Consider the following 15118-nt stretch of genomic DNA (forward strand, 5'->3'; position numbering starts at 1 on the left):
ACATGCGCATTCTCATCGTCGAAGACGAACCGAAGACCGGCACGTATCTGCGCAAGGGACTGAACGAGGCGGGCTTCGTCGCCGACTGGGTCGACGACGGCATCACCGGCCTGCACCAGGCGGAGACCGAGGATTACGACCTGATCATTCTCGACATCATGCTGCCCGGCCGCGACGGCCTGAGCGTCGTGGAGAGCCTGCGGCGCTCGCGCGCCACCCCGGTGCTGTTTCTCAGCGCCCGCGACAACGTCGAGGATCGCGTGCGCGGCCTCGAGCTGGGCGGCGACGACTACCTCGTGAAGCCGTTCGATTTCGTCGAACTGCTCGCGCGGGTCCGTTCGCTGCTGCGGCGCGGCAAGCCGCGCGAATCGACCCAGCTGAGCGTCGCGGACCTGGAACTCGACCTGACGCGCCGCAAGGCCACCCGTCAAGGCGACACGATCCTCCTGACCGCGAAGGAATTCACGCTGCTGTGGCTGCTGATGCGCCGCGAGGGCGAAGTGCTGCCGCGCGCGACGATCGCGTCGCAGGTCTGGGACATGAACTTCAACAGCGACACCAACGTCGTCGACGCCGCGATCCGCCGGCTGCGCGCGAAGATCGACGACGACTACGAGCCGAAGCTGATCCATACCGTGCGCGGGATGGGCTACGTCCTGGAAGTCCGCCCCGCATGAACCGCCTCTTTCCCTCGACGCTGCGCCTGCGCCTCACCGTCTCGTTCGCGATCTGCACGGCGCTCGTGCTGGCGATCAGCGGACTGCTGCTGTACGAATCGCTGCGGGTGCGCGTCGAACAGCAGGCCGATGCGCAGATGGACAGCCTGCTGGCCGCGCTGCAGGGCCACCTCGGCGAGATGAACACGACCGGCGAGGTCGCCGCGCAGCCGCGCTTCTGGCTCGACAAGCTGCACGGCCACGGCGATCTCGACGTCGCGCTGTACGACGCGCAGCGCCGCGTGCTGATGCGCAGCCCCGGCTTTCTCGACGTGCCGCCGTCGTTCGATGCCGATGCCGACGTGCTGCGCCGTCTCGATTCGGAGCTGCCGATGCGCTACCTGGCGACGACCGTGCCGCTCGCGCGGGGCACCGGCGAGGCGGTACGAGTCGTGATCCAGTACAACGCGTCGAGCGACCTGTTGCTGCTGCACACGCTGTTCATCACGATCCTCGTGATCGAGGTGGGCGGCATCGTCCTGATGACCGCGCTGGCCTACGGCATTTCCGCGCTCGGGCTGAGTCCGCTGCGCCATCTCGTGCAGAAGGCGCAGCGCATCTCGACGAGCCGCCTGAACGAGCACCTGCCCGAGGCCGGCATGACGGGCGAACTGCGGGAGGTGAGCCGCGCGTTCAACGAGATGCTGCTGCGGCTCGAGCGCTCGTTCTCCCAGCTGTCGCAGTTCTCCTCGGACCTCGCGCACGATATCCGCACCCCGCTCACCAACCTGCTCGCCGAGTCCCAGGTCGCGCTGTCGAAGCCGCGCAGCGCCGACGAATACCGCGCGGTGATCGAATCGGGCATCGACGAATACCGGCGGCTGTCGCGGATGGTCGAGGACATGCTGTTCCTCGCGCGTTCGGACAACGCGCAGCAGCGCCTCGCGCCGAAGCCGCTCGACGCGCGCGAGGAAGCGGAGCGGGTCGCCGGCTATTACGAGTTCATCGCCGACGAAGCGGGCGTGCGGCTCGACGTCGCCGGCCGCGCGCTCGTCACCGCCGACACGCTGCTGCTGCAGCGCGCGCTGTCGAACCTGGTGTCGAACGCGCTCGCGCACGCGCCGCGCGGCAGCACCGTCACGATCGACATCGACCCGCGCGGCGACGAGACGGTGCTGTCCGTCACCGACCGCGGCCCCGGCATCGGCGCGGCGCACCTCGACCACATCTTTGACCGCTTCTACCGGGTCGATCCGTCGCGCCACAACTCCGCGTCGGGCACGGGGCTGGGACTTGCGATCGTGCAGTCGATCCTGCAGGCGCACGGCGGCCGCTGCGCGGTCGTCAGCACGCCGAACGTCGCCACCACCTTCTCGCTGCACTTCCCGCACCGGCGCATCTGACAGAAACGTCATGTTGACGTCACGTTGCCAGCGGGCACGCCGTCGCATGATGGGAACCGTTACGACAGAGGCCGGCCTCGCCCGCGAGACCGGCCGCTCACGAACCCCAAGGCGATCAGGAAGGAGCCCACCATGAAACAGTCAGCCACGCTTGCCGCGGCAGCCGTCGTGCTGCTGTCGAGTCTCGGCGCCGCGCCGGCATTCGCGGACGCGGATCACGACTACCCGCCGTCGCGAGCCGCCGCGCCGCGCACCGTCGCGCAGGAGAGCACCGCCGCGCCGGACTATGCACAGTCGAGCTACGGCGCGAACACCGCCGGCGCGACCCAGGCCGGCAAGCGCGCGACGCCCGCCGGGCTGCGCGCCGACCACGATCCGTTCACCATCAACGGGCGCTCGATGTACAGCCAGCCCTGAAGCCCGACGTCCACGCGGGTGGGCCATCCCACGCGGTCCTCACCCCGGCGTCTATGCGAGTATGACGCCAACCGTGCGGCCCACCTTTTGACGCCCCGGACCTCACGGTCCGGGGTTTTTTTCGTGCCGGCCGGTAACCGGATTCAAAGCCGATTGTTTCTAAATCGGCAAAAAGTAATTTGATCCAGGCAGGATGTTTTTTCCGCGCGAGGGCGCTTACATTGAGCGCACCCTCTCATGGAAACCGCTACGGAATCGACGGAAAGCAGTTGCAACTACTGCCTAGGCCGAAACCGCACGAGCTTTAGGAAACGGCAAAATGAAGTCCTCCAACTCCCTGCCTGTGCTCGATCCCGACGACGTTCACGTCGAAATCCTCGAACGCTCCGATACGCTGCTCGTCGTGCGCTGGGTCGAACCCGGCCGCTGCCATTACGGCGAACAGCGCTGGCGCCGCCGGTTCGCGCAACGCACCGGCACCTGCGCGCTGTCGCACCAGGTGATCCAGCGCGGCGACGAAGTGTTCCGCCCCGCCGAGCGGCCGGCACCCGCCAACGCGGCGGCCATGATCTCGGCCGCCGAGGTGCTCGGGCTGGTCGGCGCGAAGTAACGCCGCTCGCGTCGACGCACCGCTCGCTCGGTTAGAACCGGATCTCTAGTTCGCCGCTTGTTTCCGCCGGCCGACCGCACTACCGTTACATTATTCAATGTAATGGTGTGCGAGGCAGCAGGCTGCCGGAATCGTTCAGCCCCCGCCGCTCCGATGCACCGTATTCCAGCCAAGCGCCCGAGGGCGCGGCCAACGGAGACGACGATGCACGCATGGAGCACACAACACATCCTGCCGCAGGGCGGCAAGGTCGCGGTAGTCACCGGCGCCAACAGCGGCCTCGGCTGGCAGATCGCGGCCACGCTGGCCGCGAAGGGCGCGCTGGTCGTGATGGGATGTCGCGACATCGAGAAAGGCCAGGCGGCCGTTCACGCGATCCGCAGCCGGTATCCGCAGGCCCGCGTCGAAGTCGAACCGCTCGATCTCGCGGATCTCGCGTCGATCTGCCGCTTCGCCGACGCGGTGAGCCAGCGCCACGGCCGGGTCGACATCCTCTGCAACAACGCCGGCGTGATGTTCCTGCCGCTGCGCCGCACCCGCGACGGCTTCGAAATGCACATGGGCACCAATCACCTCGGTCATTTCGCGCTGACGGGCCTGCTGCTGCCCGCGCTGCGGGAAGCGCGCCGCCCGCGTGTCGTGACGATGTCGAGCGGCTTCAACCGGCTCGGCAAGATCCGGCTGGACAACATGCTCGCCGAGCACGGCTACAACAAGTACCGCGCGTACTGCGACAGCAAGCTGGCGAACCTGATGTTCACGCTCGAACTGCAGCGCCGCTTCGAGCACGCCGGGATCAACGCGCAGAGCGTCGCCGCGCATCCCGGCTACGCGGCCACCAACCTGCAGTTCGCCGGACCGGCGATGGAGCAGTCCGCCTTCGGCACCCTCGCGATGCGCTGGTCGAACCGGCTCGTCGCACAGCCCGCCGAGATCGGCGCGCTGCCCGCGATCCTCGCGGCCACATCGCAGGACTTGTCGGGCGGGGCGTACATCGGCCCCTCGCACCTGTTCGAGACTCGGGGCTATCCGGCCGAGGCGCGCATCCCGCATCACGCGCGCGATCTGTCGATGTGCACCCGTCTATGGGAAAAATCGGAAGCGCTGACCGGCGTGCGCTACCTCGGCGCGCCGCCGTCCGGCATGCGCTCGGGCGGTGCCCGGCCAGCCGCGTCACGGCATCCGTCCTGACGCAATTCCGGCCGGACAATACCGCCTCGCGCCATCATTTCTGCGAAGAAAAGGCGGATTTCCGGCCAATGCGGCGAACGGTCTCTGGTCATTCTTACTTTTGCGATTTCTGTAAAAATCTATACTAAAAACCAGCGTTTACCCCTAAGCCTCCGGCGACTACGATGAAGTCAATCGCTCAAGACAAGGTGTCGAAAGCGAAGTCAATAAAACATTCGGAGGTCATCATGAAATCGCTCGTTTATGCAGTCGTCGCCGCTTCTGCCCTGTCCGCTTCGTTCGCCGCATTCGCCCAAACCAGCCAGCCCGTGACCCGCGCGGAAGTGCGCTCGGAACTGGTTCAGCTGGAGAAGGCCGGCTACCACCCGGGCGTGTCGAGCCCGTACTATCCGGACGACATCCAGTCCGCGGAAGCCCGCGCCAACGGCGCCGCCGACACCAGCGGCTACGGCGCCCAAGCCGCGCCGACGGTGCGCGCGGGTAGCCCGGCTACCGCCGCCGCGACCCACCCGGCACGCGACTCGATCTTCTTCGGTCAGTAAGCGTCCCGGCTGCCCGCTTGCGGGTAGCCCGCCGTCCCCGCGCATTCCCTCGACGAGCCCGCCAGCCGGGCTCGTCGTCGTATCCAGCCCCATACCTCCGCCGCTCCTGACGGGGTGGCTTCCGCCCGGGCGCGATGCGCCCGGGCGCTTTTTCAGGGGAGCACCCGGGCATCGGTGCCGGGATGTCGGCAGCCACCATCCTTACAGATCATGTAAGGATAGGTTCGATGGGGAATGCACGAAAACGGGACGTTCCGGCACAAGCGCCGGCTACGTCAGCCCGACGGCGGGCAGTACGCATAGTCGTACTCGTCGCTGATCGCCCCCTTGAATTCGTCGGCAGACCGGACGAACCCGGTCCGCACGAATCCCAGCGACTCGACCAATGCGATGGACGCGACGTTCCGGGTATCGATCACCGCCTCGATCCGGGCGACCGGATAGCGCGCCAGCACGTGCGCGATCGCGGCCGAGACCGATTCCGCGGCGATGCCCTGCCGCCAATGTGCAGGAAAGACCAGATAGGCAATCAGCGCGGACGCGTCGGCGGGCCGGACCGTGCACTGGACATAACCGAACAGCGACGGCCCGTGCGCCGCGCCGATTGCCCAGTTCAGCCAGATCTCCGTTCCGTCCGGCGACCGCTGGTTCGCCAGGCACGCATAACGCGCCGCCAGCGCCTCGACGCTGTCGGGCGGCAGGTCGGGGATGAAATCGTAACTGCGCGGATCGCGCAGTCCGTCGATCATGCCCGCCGCATGATCGACGCTCAATGGATGCAGCGCGAAACGATCTGTGCGAATGATCGTGTCATCGAGATGCGCCATGACGCTCCTGTTCGAACGGGCGCCCGCACGGCCGCCGATGATTGACCGAACGCGCGAGCCGCGCCGTCCGGGAAAGCGGCGCGGTGCTCCGCCGCAACCCTGCGCCTAGCCGCGAAGGTAACCCGATATTCCGGTCGATCGGGCCGTGCGATCATCATTCGCATGATGACCACCCGCGCGTTGCCGCGATCGCTACGGCCGGTTTCATCGCACCGTGAAGGTCCTGAAGCAACCCGCAACCGGGCGCTCATGTCCGCTTGCCTCGATCCTCATACCCGCCGCTCCGGCGAATCCGGCCATGGCCGCCACGATATGGCGGCGCCGATCGTCTACGCAATCGCCGCGGCCGACGCCGGTGCCGTCGAGATGACCGCCGTTGCGCGACGCCGCCGGCCCGATGTGAGCAAGCCCGCGCGACGCCCGGCTCGTCGCATGCCCCGCCAAGCGATGTCCCTGTTCTTGCCCCGAAAGCGAAGCGTTGCACGGGATATCCGTTTACGATAACTTATGCTCGATTATGATCGATTCATGACGGAGCGAGATTCCCCGATGCAGCGAACCAGACAGGATGCAGTGGACGGGCTGCTGCCCGACGAACGTGAACGGCTCATTCTGGCGCGGCTGCGCACGCAGGGGCGCGTGCTGGCGGCGGAGTTGGCGGCCGAGCTCGGCACCTCCGAGCACACCATCCGGCGGCATCTGCGCGATCTGACCGATGCGGGGCATTGCCGGCGGGTGTACGGCGGGGCACTGCTGATCTCGCCGGCCGACCGGCCGGTCGCCGACCGGCTGCACGAAAACGTCGCCCGCAAGGCCGCCCTCGCCACGACGGCCGCGTCGATCGTGCGGCCCGGGCAACTGCTCCTGCTGGACGCCGGTACGACCAATATCGCGATCGCGGCGGCGTTGCCGGACAACGCATCGCTGACCGTGGTGACCAACTCGCCGCGGGCGTGCGCGCAGTTGATCGACCGCCCCGGCTTCGACGTGATCCTGATCGGCGGACGCGTCGGCAGACAGGCCGGCGGCGCCGTGGGTTCGACCGCCCTGTTGCAGGTCCAGCAGATCAAGGCCGATCTGTGCTTTCTCGGCGCGTGCGCCCTCGATCCGGTCGAGGGCATCGCCGCCTTCGACGCGGAGGATGCCGAACTGAAGCGCGCGATGATCCAGGCCAGCAGCCTCGTCGCCGTTGCGATGACCTCGGAGAAGCTGATGACGTCCGCGCCGTTCGTCGTCGCACCCGCCGCCGCGATCGACACGCTGATCGTCGAGGCGGGTCTGGCGGAAAAGCGCGTGGCGGAACTGAAGAAGGTCTGCGATACCGTGATGGTGGCCCGGTCATGAAGCCGCTCGACGAACGCATCGCGACGCTCGCGATATTTCTCGCCAACGGCTTCGGGATCGGCGCATGGGCCGTCGAGGTGCCGCGCATCAAGGAACGCCTCGCGCTCTCGGACACCGCACTGGGCATCGCGCTGTTCGCATTCGCGCTCGGCGCGATCGTCGCGATGCCGCTCGCGGGGCGGCTTGCGCCGCGCTTCGGCAGCGGACGCGCAACCGCGCTGCTCGGGGCGGCATTCGTGGTCGCGCTGCCGCTGCCGGCCCTCGCGCCCGACATGGCGGTGCTGTGCATCGTGCTGCTGGCGCTCGGCGCGGCCAACGGCGCGCTCGACGTTTCGATGAACGGGCATGCCAGCGCGATCGAGGCGCAATGGCGCTCGCCGATCATGTCGTCGTTTCACGCCGCCTGGAGCGCGGGCGGGCTGCTCGGCGCCGCGACGGGCGCGCTGATCCAGAGCCGGGGCGGCGGCGCCGTCAGCGGCCTGCTACTGCCCGACCTGTTCATCGGCGCGCTGGTGGCCTGCGCCGCCGTGGCCGCGCTGCGCGACATCGGGCCGCGCGCCGCCGCGCCGTCCGGCGGGTTCACGCTGCCGGGCGCGGGCGTCGTCAAGCTGGCGGGACTCGCGTTCCTGTGCATGATGGTGGAAGGCGCGGTGGCCGACTGGAGCGCCGTGTTCCTGCGCTCGACCCTGAACGGAGAACCCGGCGTCGCGGCGCTCGGCTATTCGGCGTTCGCGTTCTCGATGGCGGCGTGCCGGATCGTCGGCGATCTGTCGGTGCGCCGCTTCGGTTCGAGCAAGGTGGTCGCCGTCGGCGGTCTGGTCGCGGCCGCCGGCCTCGCACTGGTGCTCGGCTGGCCGAACCTCGTCACCGCCTGCATCGGCTTCGCGCTCGTCGGCATCGGCCTGGCCAACATCGTCCCGGTGATTTTCAGCGCGGCGGGGCGCTCGACGCTGACGCCGGCGGTCGGCGTATCGATGGCCGCGACGGCCGGCTATGCCGGCTTTCTGATCGGCCCGCCCATGATCGGTTTCGGCGCGGGCTTCGTCGGCCTGCGAGCGGCGCTGTTCGTGCTGCTGGCGGCCGCGCTGGTGGTCTGTCTGACGGGCGGCCAGGCGGTGCGGCGCGCCGGTCCGGCGACGGCGGCGAACTAGCGGCGGCTCGCGGCGCGCAGCGAGACGGAAAGGATCGCGATTGCGTCGCCGCATCACGCCGTGGGGCAACACCGGTCGAGGTATGCGCGCAAGCCGATCGGCACGGACAACTCACGCGCGTCATGCCGCTCCCCTCGCCGCGCTTCGTGCGATGCCACCAACCGGGTGGCGACATGGCGGCAAACGCCTGATCCTCCGGCATGCTCGAAACACTGCGCGAGCAGCGCGGCGCCGATCCTGTCGACGAAAAAAAAGGCTGCATGAATTGCAGCCCCTTGGAAGACGTCCGCAACGCGGACGTCCCTCGGTCGCCGTGGATCAGCGACGGTTGAACCCGCCGTTGCGGGGCGTACGCACGGGTGCGCGCTCGTCCTTGTGCCGGAAGTTGATACGACCCTTGGTCAGATCGTAGACCGACAGTTCCAGCGTGACGCGGTCGCCCGCGAGAATACGAATATGGTTCTTGCGCATGCGGCCCGATGCGTATGCACCGACCACCGCGCCGTTTTCCAGCGTGACGCGATAGCGGCTGTCGGGCAGCACTTCGTCCACGACGCCATCCAGTTCCAGCAGTTCTTCTTTTGCCAAATCAATTCTCCAAAACAAGGTGATTGACGGCGGCCGCAACGGTATGCCGTCCCCCCTGCGAACCAGGGTCTGGCTTCACGGCCGAATGTCTTGCGCGTGCGGCTTGCGCACGAATGCAGAGGTGACGGGCGCATCCTGCGCGAGCCGGGCAGCCGGCCCCGCGCGCCGTCACATGGCGAGGGCGTTACTTCTTTTCGCGAGGCTTGTCGGAAAGCGGCGCCTTGGCGGGCGTCGCCCAACCCGAAACCGCGCCGGGCGCCGGTTTGGGCTTGACCTGCTTCGGTTTCTTCGCTTCCTTGTTGCCACGCAACTGACCTTTGGCCATGGTGTCCTCCTGGTGAAACGATCACGGGATCGCAATGCATGACGCATCCGGCCGCGCATCGGGGGACGCGCGCGGTTGCCGCCAGTTCATCGCGCATGGACGACATGCGTACCGGGGCGCAGGACATCTGGAAGCGAAACGGGCGCCGTAACGGAGTACGGCGCCCGCAACGAAGGCAAGTGCTATGCGAAGTACGCTACAGCAGCGGTCCCGCATGCGGGACCGAGACCTACGACTTACAGCGGCGTGATGTTCGCTGCTTGCAGACCCTTCGGGCCACGCTTGGTTTCGTAGCTGACCTTCTGGTTTTCAGCGAGGGACTTGAAGCCGTCGCCGCGAATTTCGGAGAAGTGCGCGAACAGGTCTTCGCCACCCTTGTCCGGCGTGATGAAGCCAAAACCCTTGCTGTCGTTGAACCACTTGACGGTACCGGTATCCATGAAGATTCCTTGAAAACGAAATGAATGTTAGCTCCCCGATAAGGGAGCGGGAGAGAAGATCAAGGAGGGAGAGGACAACGAATACCGCCGGAGGCGGCCAATGATGATCAATCGAGCTTCTTGAATACTTCAACCACGGAACCTACGCTGTTGCGGCACTTATGTCAAGTCATTTCGGTCTGGCTCGACTGTGCGAGAGGCCCCCGGCAAGGCTTGCCGAGGGCCTCTCCGGGCGCCCGGGCGGGCGCATTCGCAGCGGCTCACCGGGCTCGCCCCACTTCGCCCCGCCTCACGCTCCGGGCGAGGCGAGATGCGCGGCGAAGCCCGTGCGGTCCGGCGCGATTTCCGGGCGCAGCGTGAGCGCCGGAATGTCGTACGCGCCGGCGTTCTGCGGGCGAAACGGCAACGGCGCGGTCGTGCCGAGCGTATCGAGCCGCTGCCCCAGCGCGTCGCGGACCGCCGAGAATCGGGCGCTGTCCATCCGGCCCGTCCGATAGACCAGGAAGGGCGGCAGCACGTCAAAACCGGGGTAGTAGAGGATGCCGTGATGGATCGGGAACAGCACGTCGTCGATCGGCCCGTTGATGCCGCGCGGCCCGTAGTGCGACGCCCAGCCGCCCGCCGTGACGACCAGCATCGCCCGCTTGCCCGCCAGCGTGCCCTCCCCGTAACGCGCGCCCCAGCGGGTGTCGGAATGCTCGCCGACACCGTAGGCGAAGCCATAGGCATAAACGCGCTCCACCCAGCCCTTCATGATCGCGGGCATCGAGAACCACCACAGCGGAAACTGGAAAATGACCGCGTCCGCCCAGCGCAGCTTGTCCTGTTCGCGCGCGATGTCCTCGCTTTGGAGGCCGCGCTCGAACGCGCGCTTCGAATCGAGCGACGGATCGAAGCGCGCATCGTCGGATCGGGCCATGCCGTCGTCGGCATCGAGCGGCGCCTTCCATTTCATCGCGTACAGGTCGGACACCTGGACGGCATGCCCGGCCTCCTCGAGCCGCGCAACCGAGAAATCCCTGAGCGCCCCGTTCAGCGAACGGGGTTCGGGATGGGCATAGACGAGCAGAACATTCATGACGCGCCTCCGGGGTTGAAAGCCGCAGCATAGATATCCGTCAGGTATATTTGAAATGAATTTCTATTATTCCAGGTATTGTCATGCTTAATATCAGACAGCTGGACCTGAATCTGCTGATCACGCTGGACGTCCTTCTCTCGGAACACAACGTCACCCGCGCGGCGCAACGGCTGAATCTCTCCCAGCCCTCGGTGAGCGTGCATCTGGCGAAGCTGCGGGAGTTGCTCGGCGATCCGCTACTGCTGCCCGGGCCGCGCGGCATGCGGCCGACATCACGGGCCGACGCGCTGCGCGAGCCGTTGCGGCTGGCGCTGGAAGCCCTCGAAGCCGCGGTGTCGCCCTCCCGTCCCTTCGATCCCGCCCGCGCGACCCGGACCTGGCGTGTCGCCGCGACGGACTACGGCGAATCGACGATCCTGCTGCCGGCGATGAACGGCTTACGCGCGGCGGCACCGGGCACCCGGCTCGCCGTCCTGGAGCTCGCGCCGACCCAGATCGCCAGGCAGGCGGAACAAGGCGAGATCGATCTCGCCTTCCACACCAGCGACGACGCGCCGCCCGGCATGCGCCGCCGGGTACTGTTCCAGGAGCGCTACGTGCTGACCGGCCGCGCGGATCATCCGCGCCTGCAACGGCGGCCCACGCTCAAGCAGTTCTGCGCGCTCGAACACGTGATCGTATCGCCCGACGGCGGCGGCTTTCACGGGGTCACGGACCGGGCGCTGTCGGAGGCCGGCGCCGAACGCCGGGTCGCGCTGTCCGTGCCGCACTTCCTGTTCGTCATATCGGTCCTCGCCAGCACCGATCTGGTTGCGATGGCGCCCGAGCGCCTGGTGCGCGGCAACCGCATGCTGAAAACGGTCGAGCCCCCGGTCGACGTGCCGGGCTACGAGATGTCGATGCTCTGGCACGAGCGCATCCATCGCGACCCCGCGCACCAATGGCTGCGCGAGCACATCGCGAACGCGGTGTGAGGCACGCGGCGCGATCCGGGCAGCGGAGCGCGCCGCGACGCCGGCGAGCACCCGAAAAAAAGCGGGCGTCATCGCGCCCGCCTCCGGTTTGCCGCACGCCGATCCCGGCATCAGGCCGCGAGCAGGCCCCGTTTGCGCAGCATCGGTGCCGCCTGCGGATCGCGGCCGCGGAACGCGCGGAACGCGGTACGTTGCTCGCGGCTGTCTCCGGCGCTGTAGATATAGCGCTGCAGCTTGTCGGCCAGCGCGGGATCGAACGCGTCGCCCGCCTCCTCGAACGCATCGAAGGCTTCCGCCTCCAGCACCTCCGCCCACATGTAGACGTAGTAGCCCGCCGCGTAATGCGCGCCGCTGAAGATGTGCCCGAAGTGCGGCAGGCGATGCCGCATCCCCACCTCGCGCGGCACGCCGAGACGCGCGCACTCCTGCGCCTCGAAGCCGGCGATGTCGATGCCGGCGGGGTCCGGATGCAGGTGCAGCGCCAGATCGACCAGCGTGGACGACGCGTAAGCCACCGTCGAGAATCCCTGATTGAAGATCTGCGAAGCGCGGATCCGCTCGATCAGCGCCGCCGGGATCGGTTCGCCGGTCGTCACGTGGCGCGCGTGCTTCGCCAGCACCTCCGGCACCGTCGCCCAGTTCTCCAGCAGCTGCGAGGGCAGCTCGACATAGTCCTGCGGCACGGAGGTGCCGGACAGGCGGCGGAACCTCACGTTCGACAGCAGCCCGTGCAGGCCGTGACCGAACTCATGAAACAGCGTGCGCACGTCGTCGAAACTGAGCAGCGTCGGGCCGTCGCCGCCACGGGCGAAGTTGTTGTTGTTCACCACCACCGGAATCGCCTCGACGCCGTTCCGCGTCTGATTCCGGTAATTGCTCATCCATGCGCCGCCCATCTTGTTCGGCCGCGCATAGTTGTCGCCGAGGAACAGCCCCACCCGTTCGTCGCCGCGCAGCACTTCCCAGAGCCGCACGTCCGGGTGATACAGCGTGACCCCGTGCTGCTCGACGAAGCGCACGCCGAACAGACGGCCGGCGCAATCGAACATCGCGTTCAGCATCGCCTCCAGGCTGAAGTACGGCTTCACCTCGACATCGTCCAGCGCATAGCGCGCCACGCGCACCTTTTCCGCCAGGTAATGCCAGTCCCACGGCTCGATGTCGGTCGGCTCGCCGAGCGCGGCCGCCTGCTCGACCAGCGCCTGCCGCTCGCGCGCGGCGCTCGCCTTCGCGGGCTCCCACACCTGCTGCAGCAACGCATGCACGGCGGCGGGCGTGCCGGCCATCCGGTTGGCCAGCGCGTAGTCGGCGAAGTTGTCGTAGCCGAGCAGACGCGCCTGCTCCTGCCGCAGCACGAGGATTTCGCTCGCCAGCGGACGGTTGTCGCGTCCCGGCGTTTCGCCGCGGCTGCTCCACGCGCGCCAGGCGGCCTCGCGCAGATCGCGGCGAGTGGACCAGGTCAGGAACGGCTCCACCAGCGATCGCGACAGCGTGATCACGTAGCCGTCCAGCCCGCGTTCCCGCGCGGCACCGTGCGCGGCCTGGCGGAGAAAGTCGGGCAGGCCGGCGAGATCGGCCTCGTCTTGCAACGGCAGACGGTAGCCGGATTCGTCGGCCAGCACGTTCTGCGAGAACTGGGTATGCAGGTCGGCCAGCCGCTCGGCGATCGCGGCGAAACGCGCGCGCGCGGCGCCTTGCAGCGTCGCGCCGGCCCGCACGAAATCGGTATGCACGCGCTGCAGCAGACGCTGCTGCTCCTCGTTCAGCTCGAGCGTCGCGGCTTGCCCGTGGACCACGTCGAGCCGGGCAAAAAAGCCCGCGTGCATCGACACCCGGCTGTCGTGCGCGGCCAGGAGCGGCGCCATCTCGCGCTCGACCGCCTGCAACTCGGGCGGCGCTTCGGACAGGCACAGGTTCTCGAAGGCGAGACGCACGCGCTCCAGCCGGGAGCCGGTGGCGTCGAACGCGGCCACGGTGTTGGCGAATGTCGGGGCGGCGGGGTCGGCCGCGAGCGCGTCGATCTCCGCCAGATGGTCGGCGAACAGCGCGGCGAAGGCGGGAGCGAAGTGCTCGGGTCTGATCTGCTCGAAGGGGGGCAACTGGTACGGGGTATGCCAGTCCTGCAACAGCGGGTTGCTGTGGTCGGTCATCTCGGTCCGCCTTGTGGGCGCCAGGGTGTGGAGAGCCGACATGATAAGACAACGCCGCGCTCCGATGCGCCCCTCGCGCGCCACCGTCACTGGGGGCCGCGCTCTACCGCGGCGCAGCACCGGCACCGCTTTCGCCGCCTTGTTTCAGCGGCGCTTCACACTCATACAAAAACCTTTCGAAGCGTGCATCGGCCGGGCGTCCGATGCACGCCCGGACTCAGGCCGAAGCCGGCCGCAACACGCGCTCCAGCATCCGCAGCCGCGACAGCACTTCGTCCCGATCGACGTAGCATCCCTGCAGATGCCGGCGGCCGGTCGACGGATCGAACTCGGTGCGCGCATGCAGTACGCGACGGTTGTCGAACGCCCACATGTCGCCGGCACGCAAGCGCTGCTGCATCCGGAAGCGCGGCTCGCGCGTCAACGCCAGGAAACGGCGATACGCACGATAGATCGACGGCACCGCGGCGGCCGGCGCGTCGAGCGGCCCGCGCAGGAAATTCGCATGCCGGATCTCGATCACTTCCTGACGCGCATCGAGCGCGATGAGCGGCGCGGAGCAGCGATAGTCGCTCGTCGCGCTCTTGTTCCAGAACGCGAACGGCGTCGATGCCAGCACGGCGAAATCGTCGGGGTGCTGCGCACGCAGCGCATCCGCGAGCGCGAAGCCGTCGATGAAAAGGCTGTCGCCGCCGCGCGCCTCGTTCGCCAGGCAATGCAGGAACTGCACGCCCGGCTGCAGCTCGCGCGTCGGCAGATCGGTGTGCGGCGGCAGATTGATCGACGTATACGCATTGCTGTCGGGCTGCGGCTTCGACACGACGTCGAACACCACACCGAAGTTGCTTTCCCGGACGAACGAGATGCGGCGCGCGACTTCCGTCACGCGCCCGGGCTCGGCGGGCACGTCCCGCAACTGCGTCAGCCCGGTGCGCGCCAGCGCAGACAGCCACGCGTGCAATGCCGCATCGTCGCTCATCACGTCTTGCCAGCCGAACGTGCCGAGCGCATCGGCGGCGCTCGCCTCCCATCGCTGCACGAAGTGCGCGCGGCGGCGTTCGTTGCGCGACGCGTCGTCATACGCATGCGCGCGCAGCCATCCCGCCGGATAGGCGCTGCGATGGCCGTCCGACCACTCGACGTGCAGCGCGCCGTCCGCCCCGACCGCCACCTCGCGCGCACGCAGGTCGTCGGGCGCATCGACGATCTCGAACACCTGCTCGCGCGTCAGCGCATGCGTACATGCAGTACACGCGCAGTTGTCGCGCAGCCACGCGAAGTGAAACGGCGATTGCCTGCCGTCGCTCCAGTCGAGCGAGACCAGTTCGTCGCCCGGGGTGGCCGCGGCAATCGTCTCCGGACGGGAAAACGTTCGCCAGTCCTCGATCCTGCTGTCCATCGGCTGCATCGTCTCTCTCC

Annotated in this window: 17 protein-coding genes; 10 read left to right on the top strand and 7 right to left on the bottom strand. The window is 67.9% G+C overall.

Annotation, left to right across the window (positions count from 1 at the left end; all coding sequences use genetic code 11):
• The first annotated feature begins 2 nt into the window (after positions 1 to 2).
• The 6 genes from irlR to RZR99_RS12540 all read left to right on the top strand — a co-directional run bounded on the left by irlR (position 3) and on the right by RZR99_RS12540 (position 4819).
• Positions 3 to 677, top strand: a complete 675-nt coding sequence (gene irlR, locus RZR99_RS12515) for a heavy metal response regulator transcription factor IrlR (RefSeq protein WP_323120081.1) — start codon at positions 3 to 5, stop codon at positions 675 to 677.
• The gene (locus tag RZR99_RS12520) at positions 674 to 2059 is read left to right on the top strand and encodes a heavy metal sensor histidine kinase (RefSeq protein WP_323120082.1); all 1386 of its coding nucleotides are present in this window, start codon (positions 674 to 676) and stop codon (positions 2057 to 2059) included. Before irlR ends, RZR99_RS12520 begins: the two co-directional genes overlap by 4 nt.
• A gap of 132 nt (positions 2060 to 2191) precedes the next feature.
• Positions 2192 to 2476: a hypothetical protein gene (locus tag RZR99_RS12525; protein WP_323120083.1), complete on the top strand. Its 285-nt coding sequence runs from the start codon at positions 2192 to 2194 to the stop codon at positions 2474 to 2476.
• 319 nt (positions 2477 to 2795) lie between these two features.
• On the top strand, positions 2796 to 3086 hold the full coding sequence (locus tag RZR99_RS12530) for a DUF3331 domain-containing protein (protein ID WP_323120084.1): 291 nt from the start codon (positions 2796 to 2798) through the stop codon (positions 3084 to 3086).
• Positions 3087 to 3290: 204 nt separating this feature from the next.
• Positions 3291 to 4277: an oxidoreductase gene (locus tag RZR99_RS12535; protein ID WP_323120085.1), complete on the top strand. Its 987-nt coding sequence runs from the start codon at positions 3291 to 3293 to the stop codon at positions 4275 to 4277.
• A 227-nt stretch (positions 4278 to 4504) separates the two neighbouring features.
• Positions 4505 to 4819, top strand: coding sequence for a DUF4148 domain-containing protein (locus RZR99_RS12540; protein ID WP_323120086.1), 315 nt, complete (start codon positions 4505 to 4507; stop codon positions 4817 to 4819).
• A gap of 275 nt (positions 4820 to 5094) precedes the next feature.
• On the opposite strand, the gene RZR99_RS12545 is transcribed toward RZR99_RS12540, so the two are convergent.
• Positions 5095 to 5646, bottom strand: coding sequence for a GNAT family N-acetyltransferase (locus RZR99_RS12545; protein WP_323120087.1), 552 nt, complete (start codon positions 5644 to 5646; stop codon positions 5095 to 5097).
• Positions 5647 to 6219: 573 nt separating this feature from the next.
• Here RZR99_RS12545 and RZR99_RS12550 point away from each other — a divergent pair.
• The 3 genes from RZR99_RS12550 to RZR99_RS12560 all read left to right on the top strand — a co-directional run bounded on the left by RZR99_RS12550 (position 6220) and on the right by RZR99_RS12560 (position 8473).
• Positions 6220 to 6990 (top strand): DeoR/GlpR family DNA-binding transcription regulator, encoded by a 771-nt coding sequence (locus RZR99_RS12550; RefSeq protein WP_323120088.1) that lies wholly within the window; start codon positions 6220 to 6222, stop codon positions 6988 to 6990.
• Complete coding sequence (locus RZR99_RS12555) at positions 6987 to 8141, top strand: MFS transporter (protein ID WP_323120089.1); 1155 nt, start codon at positions 6987 to 6989, stop codon at positions 8139 to 8141. The genes RZR99_RS12550 and RZR99_RS12555 overlap by 4 nt, the downstream gene beginning before the upstream one ends.
• Positions 8142 to 8341: 200 nt before the next feature.
• Positions 8342 to 8473, top strand: a complete 132-nt coding sequence (locus RZR99_RS12560) for a hypothetical protein (protein ID WP_323120090.1) — start codon at positions 8342 to 8344, stop codon at positions 8471 to 8473.
• On the opposite strand, the gene infA is transcribed toward RZR99_RS12560, so the two are convergent.
• From infA to RZR99_RS12580, 4 genes are all read right to left on the bottom strand, one after another.
• Positions 8460 to 8729: a translation initiation factor IF-1 gene (gene infA / locus RZR99_RS12565; RefSeq protein ID WP_323120091.1), complete on the bottom strand. Its 270-nt coding sequence runs from the start codon at positions 8727 to 8729 to the stop codon at positions 8460 to 8462. The two genes, RZR99_RS12560 and infA, sit on opposite strands and share 14 nt — an antisense overlap.
• Before the next feature lie 184 nt (positions 8730 to 8913).
• A complete protein-coding gene (locus tag RZR99_RS12570; protein WP_323120092.1) occupies positions 8914 to 9054 on the bottom strand; it encodes a hypothetical protein in 141 nt (46 codons plus the stop codon).
• 236 nt (positions 9055 to 9290) lie between these two features.
• Complete coding sequence (locus tag RZR99_RS12575; RefSeq protein WP_323120093.1) at positions 9291 to 9494, bottom strand: cold-shock protein; 204 nt, start codon at positions 9492 to 9494, stop codon at positions 9291 to 9293.
• A gap of 289 nt (positions 9495 to 9783) precedes the next feature.
• Positions 9784 to 10572 carry an NAD(P)H-dependent oxidoreductase gene (locus tag RZR99_RS12580; RefSeq protein ID WP_323120094.1) on the bottom strand — a complete coding sequence of 263 codons (789 nt, stop codon included), beginning with the start codon at positions 10570 to 10572 and terminating at the stop codon, positions 9784 to 9786.
• Between the two features lie 83 nt (positions 10573 to 10655).
• Here RZR99_RS12580 and RZR99_RS12585 point away from each other — a divergent pair, with 83 nt between their 5' ends.
• The gene (locus RZR99_RS12585; protein WP_323120095.1) at positions 10656 to 11549 is read left to right on the top strand and encodes a LysR family transcriptional regulator; all 894 of its coding nucleotides are present in this window, start codon (positions 10656 to 10658) and stop codon (positions 11547 to 11549) included.
• Between the two features lie 110 nt (positions 11550 to 11659).
• Here RZR99_RS12585 and RZR99_RS12590 read toward each other — a convergent pair whose 3' ends face one another.
• Positions 11660 to 13699 carry a M3 family metallopeptidase gene (locus tag RZR99_RS12590; protein WP_323120096.1) on the bottom strand — a complete coding sequence of 680 codons (2040 nt, stop codon included), beginning with the start codon at positions 13697 to 13699 and terminating at the stop codon, positions 11660 to 11662.
• Positions 13700 to 13916: 217 nt separating this feature from the next.
• Positions 13917 to 15107, bottom strand: coding sequence for a gamma-butyrobetaine dioxygenase (locus RZR99_RS12595; protein ID WP_407655440.1), 1191 nt, complete (start codon positions 15105 to 15107; stop codon positions 13917 to 13919).
• Positions 15108 to 15118: the final 11 nt, after the last annotated feature.

Origin of the sequence: Burkholderia alba, assembly GCF_034721475.1 — a bacterium.
GTDB classification, from domain to species: domain Bacteria; phylum Pseudomonadota; class Gammaproteobacteria; order Burkholderiales; family Burkholderiaceae; genus Burkholderia; species Burkholderia alba.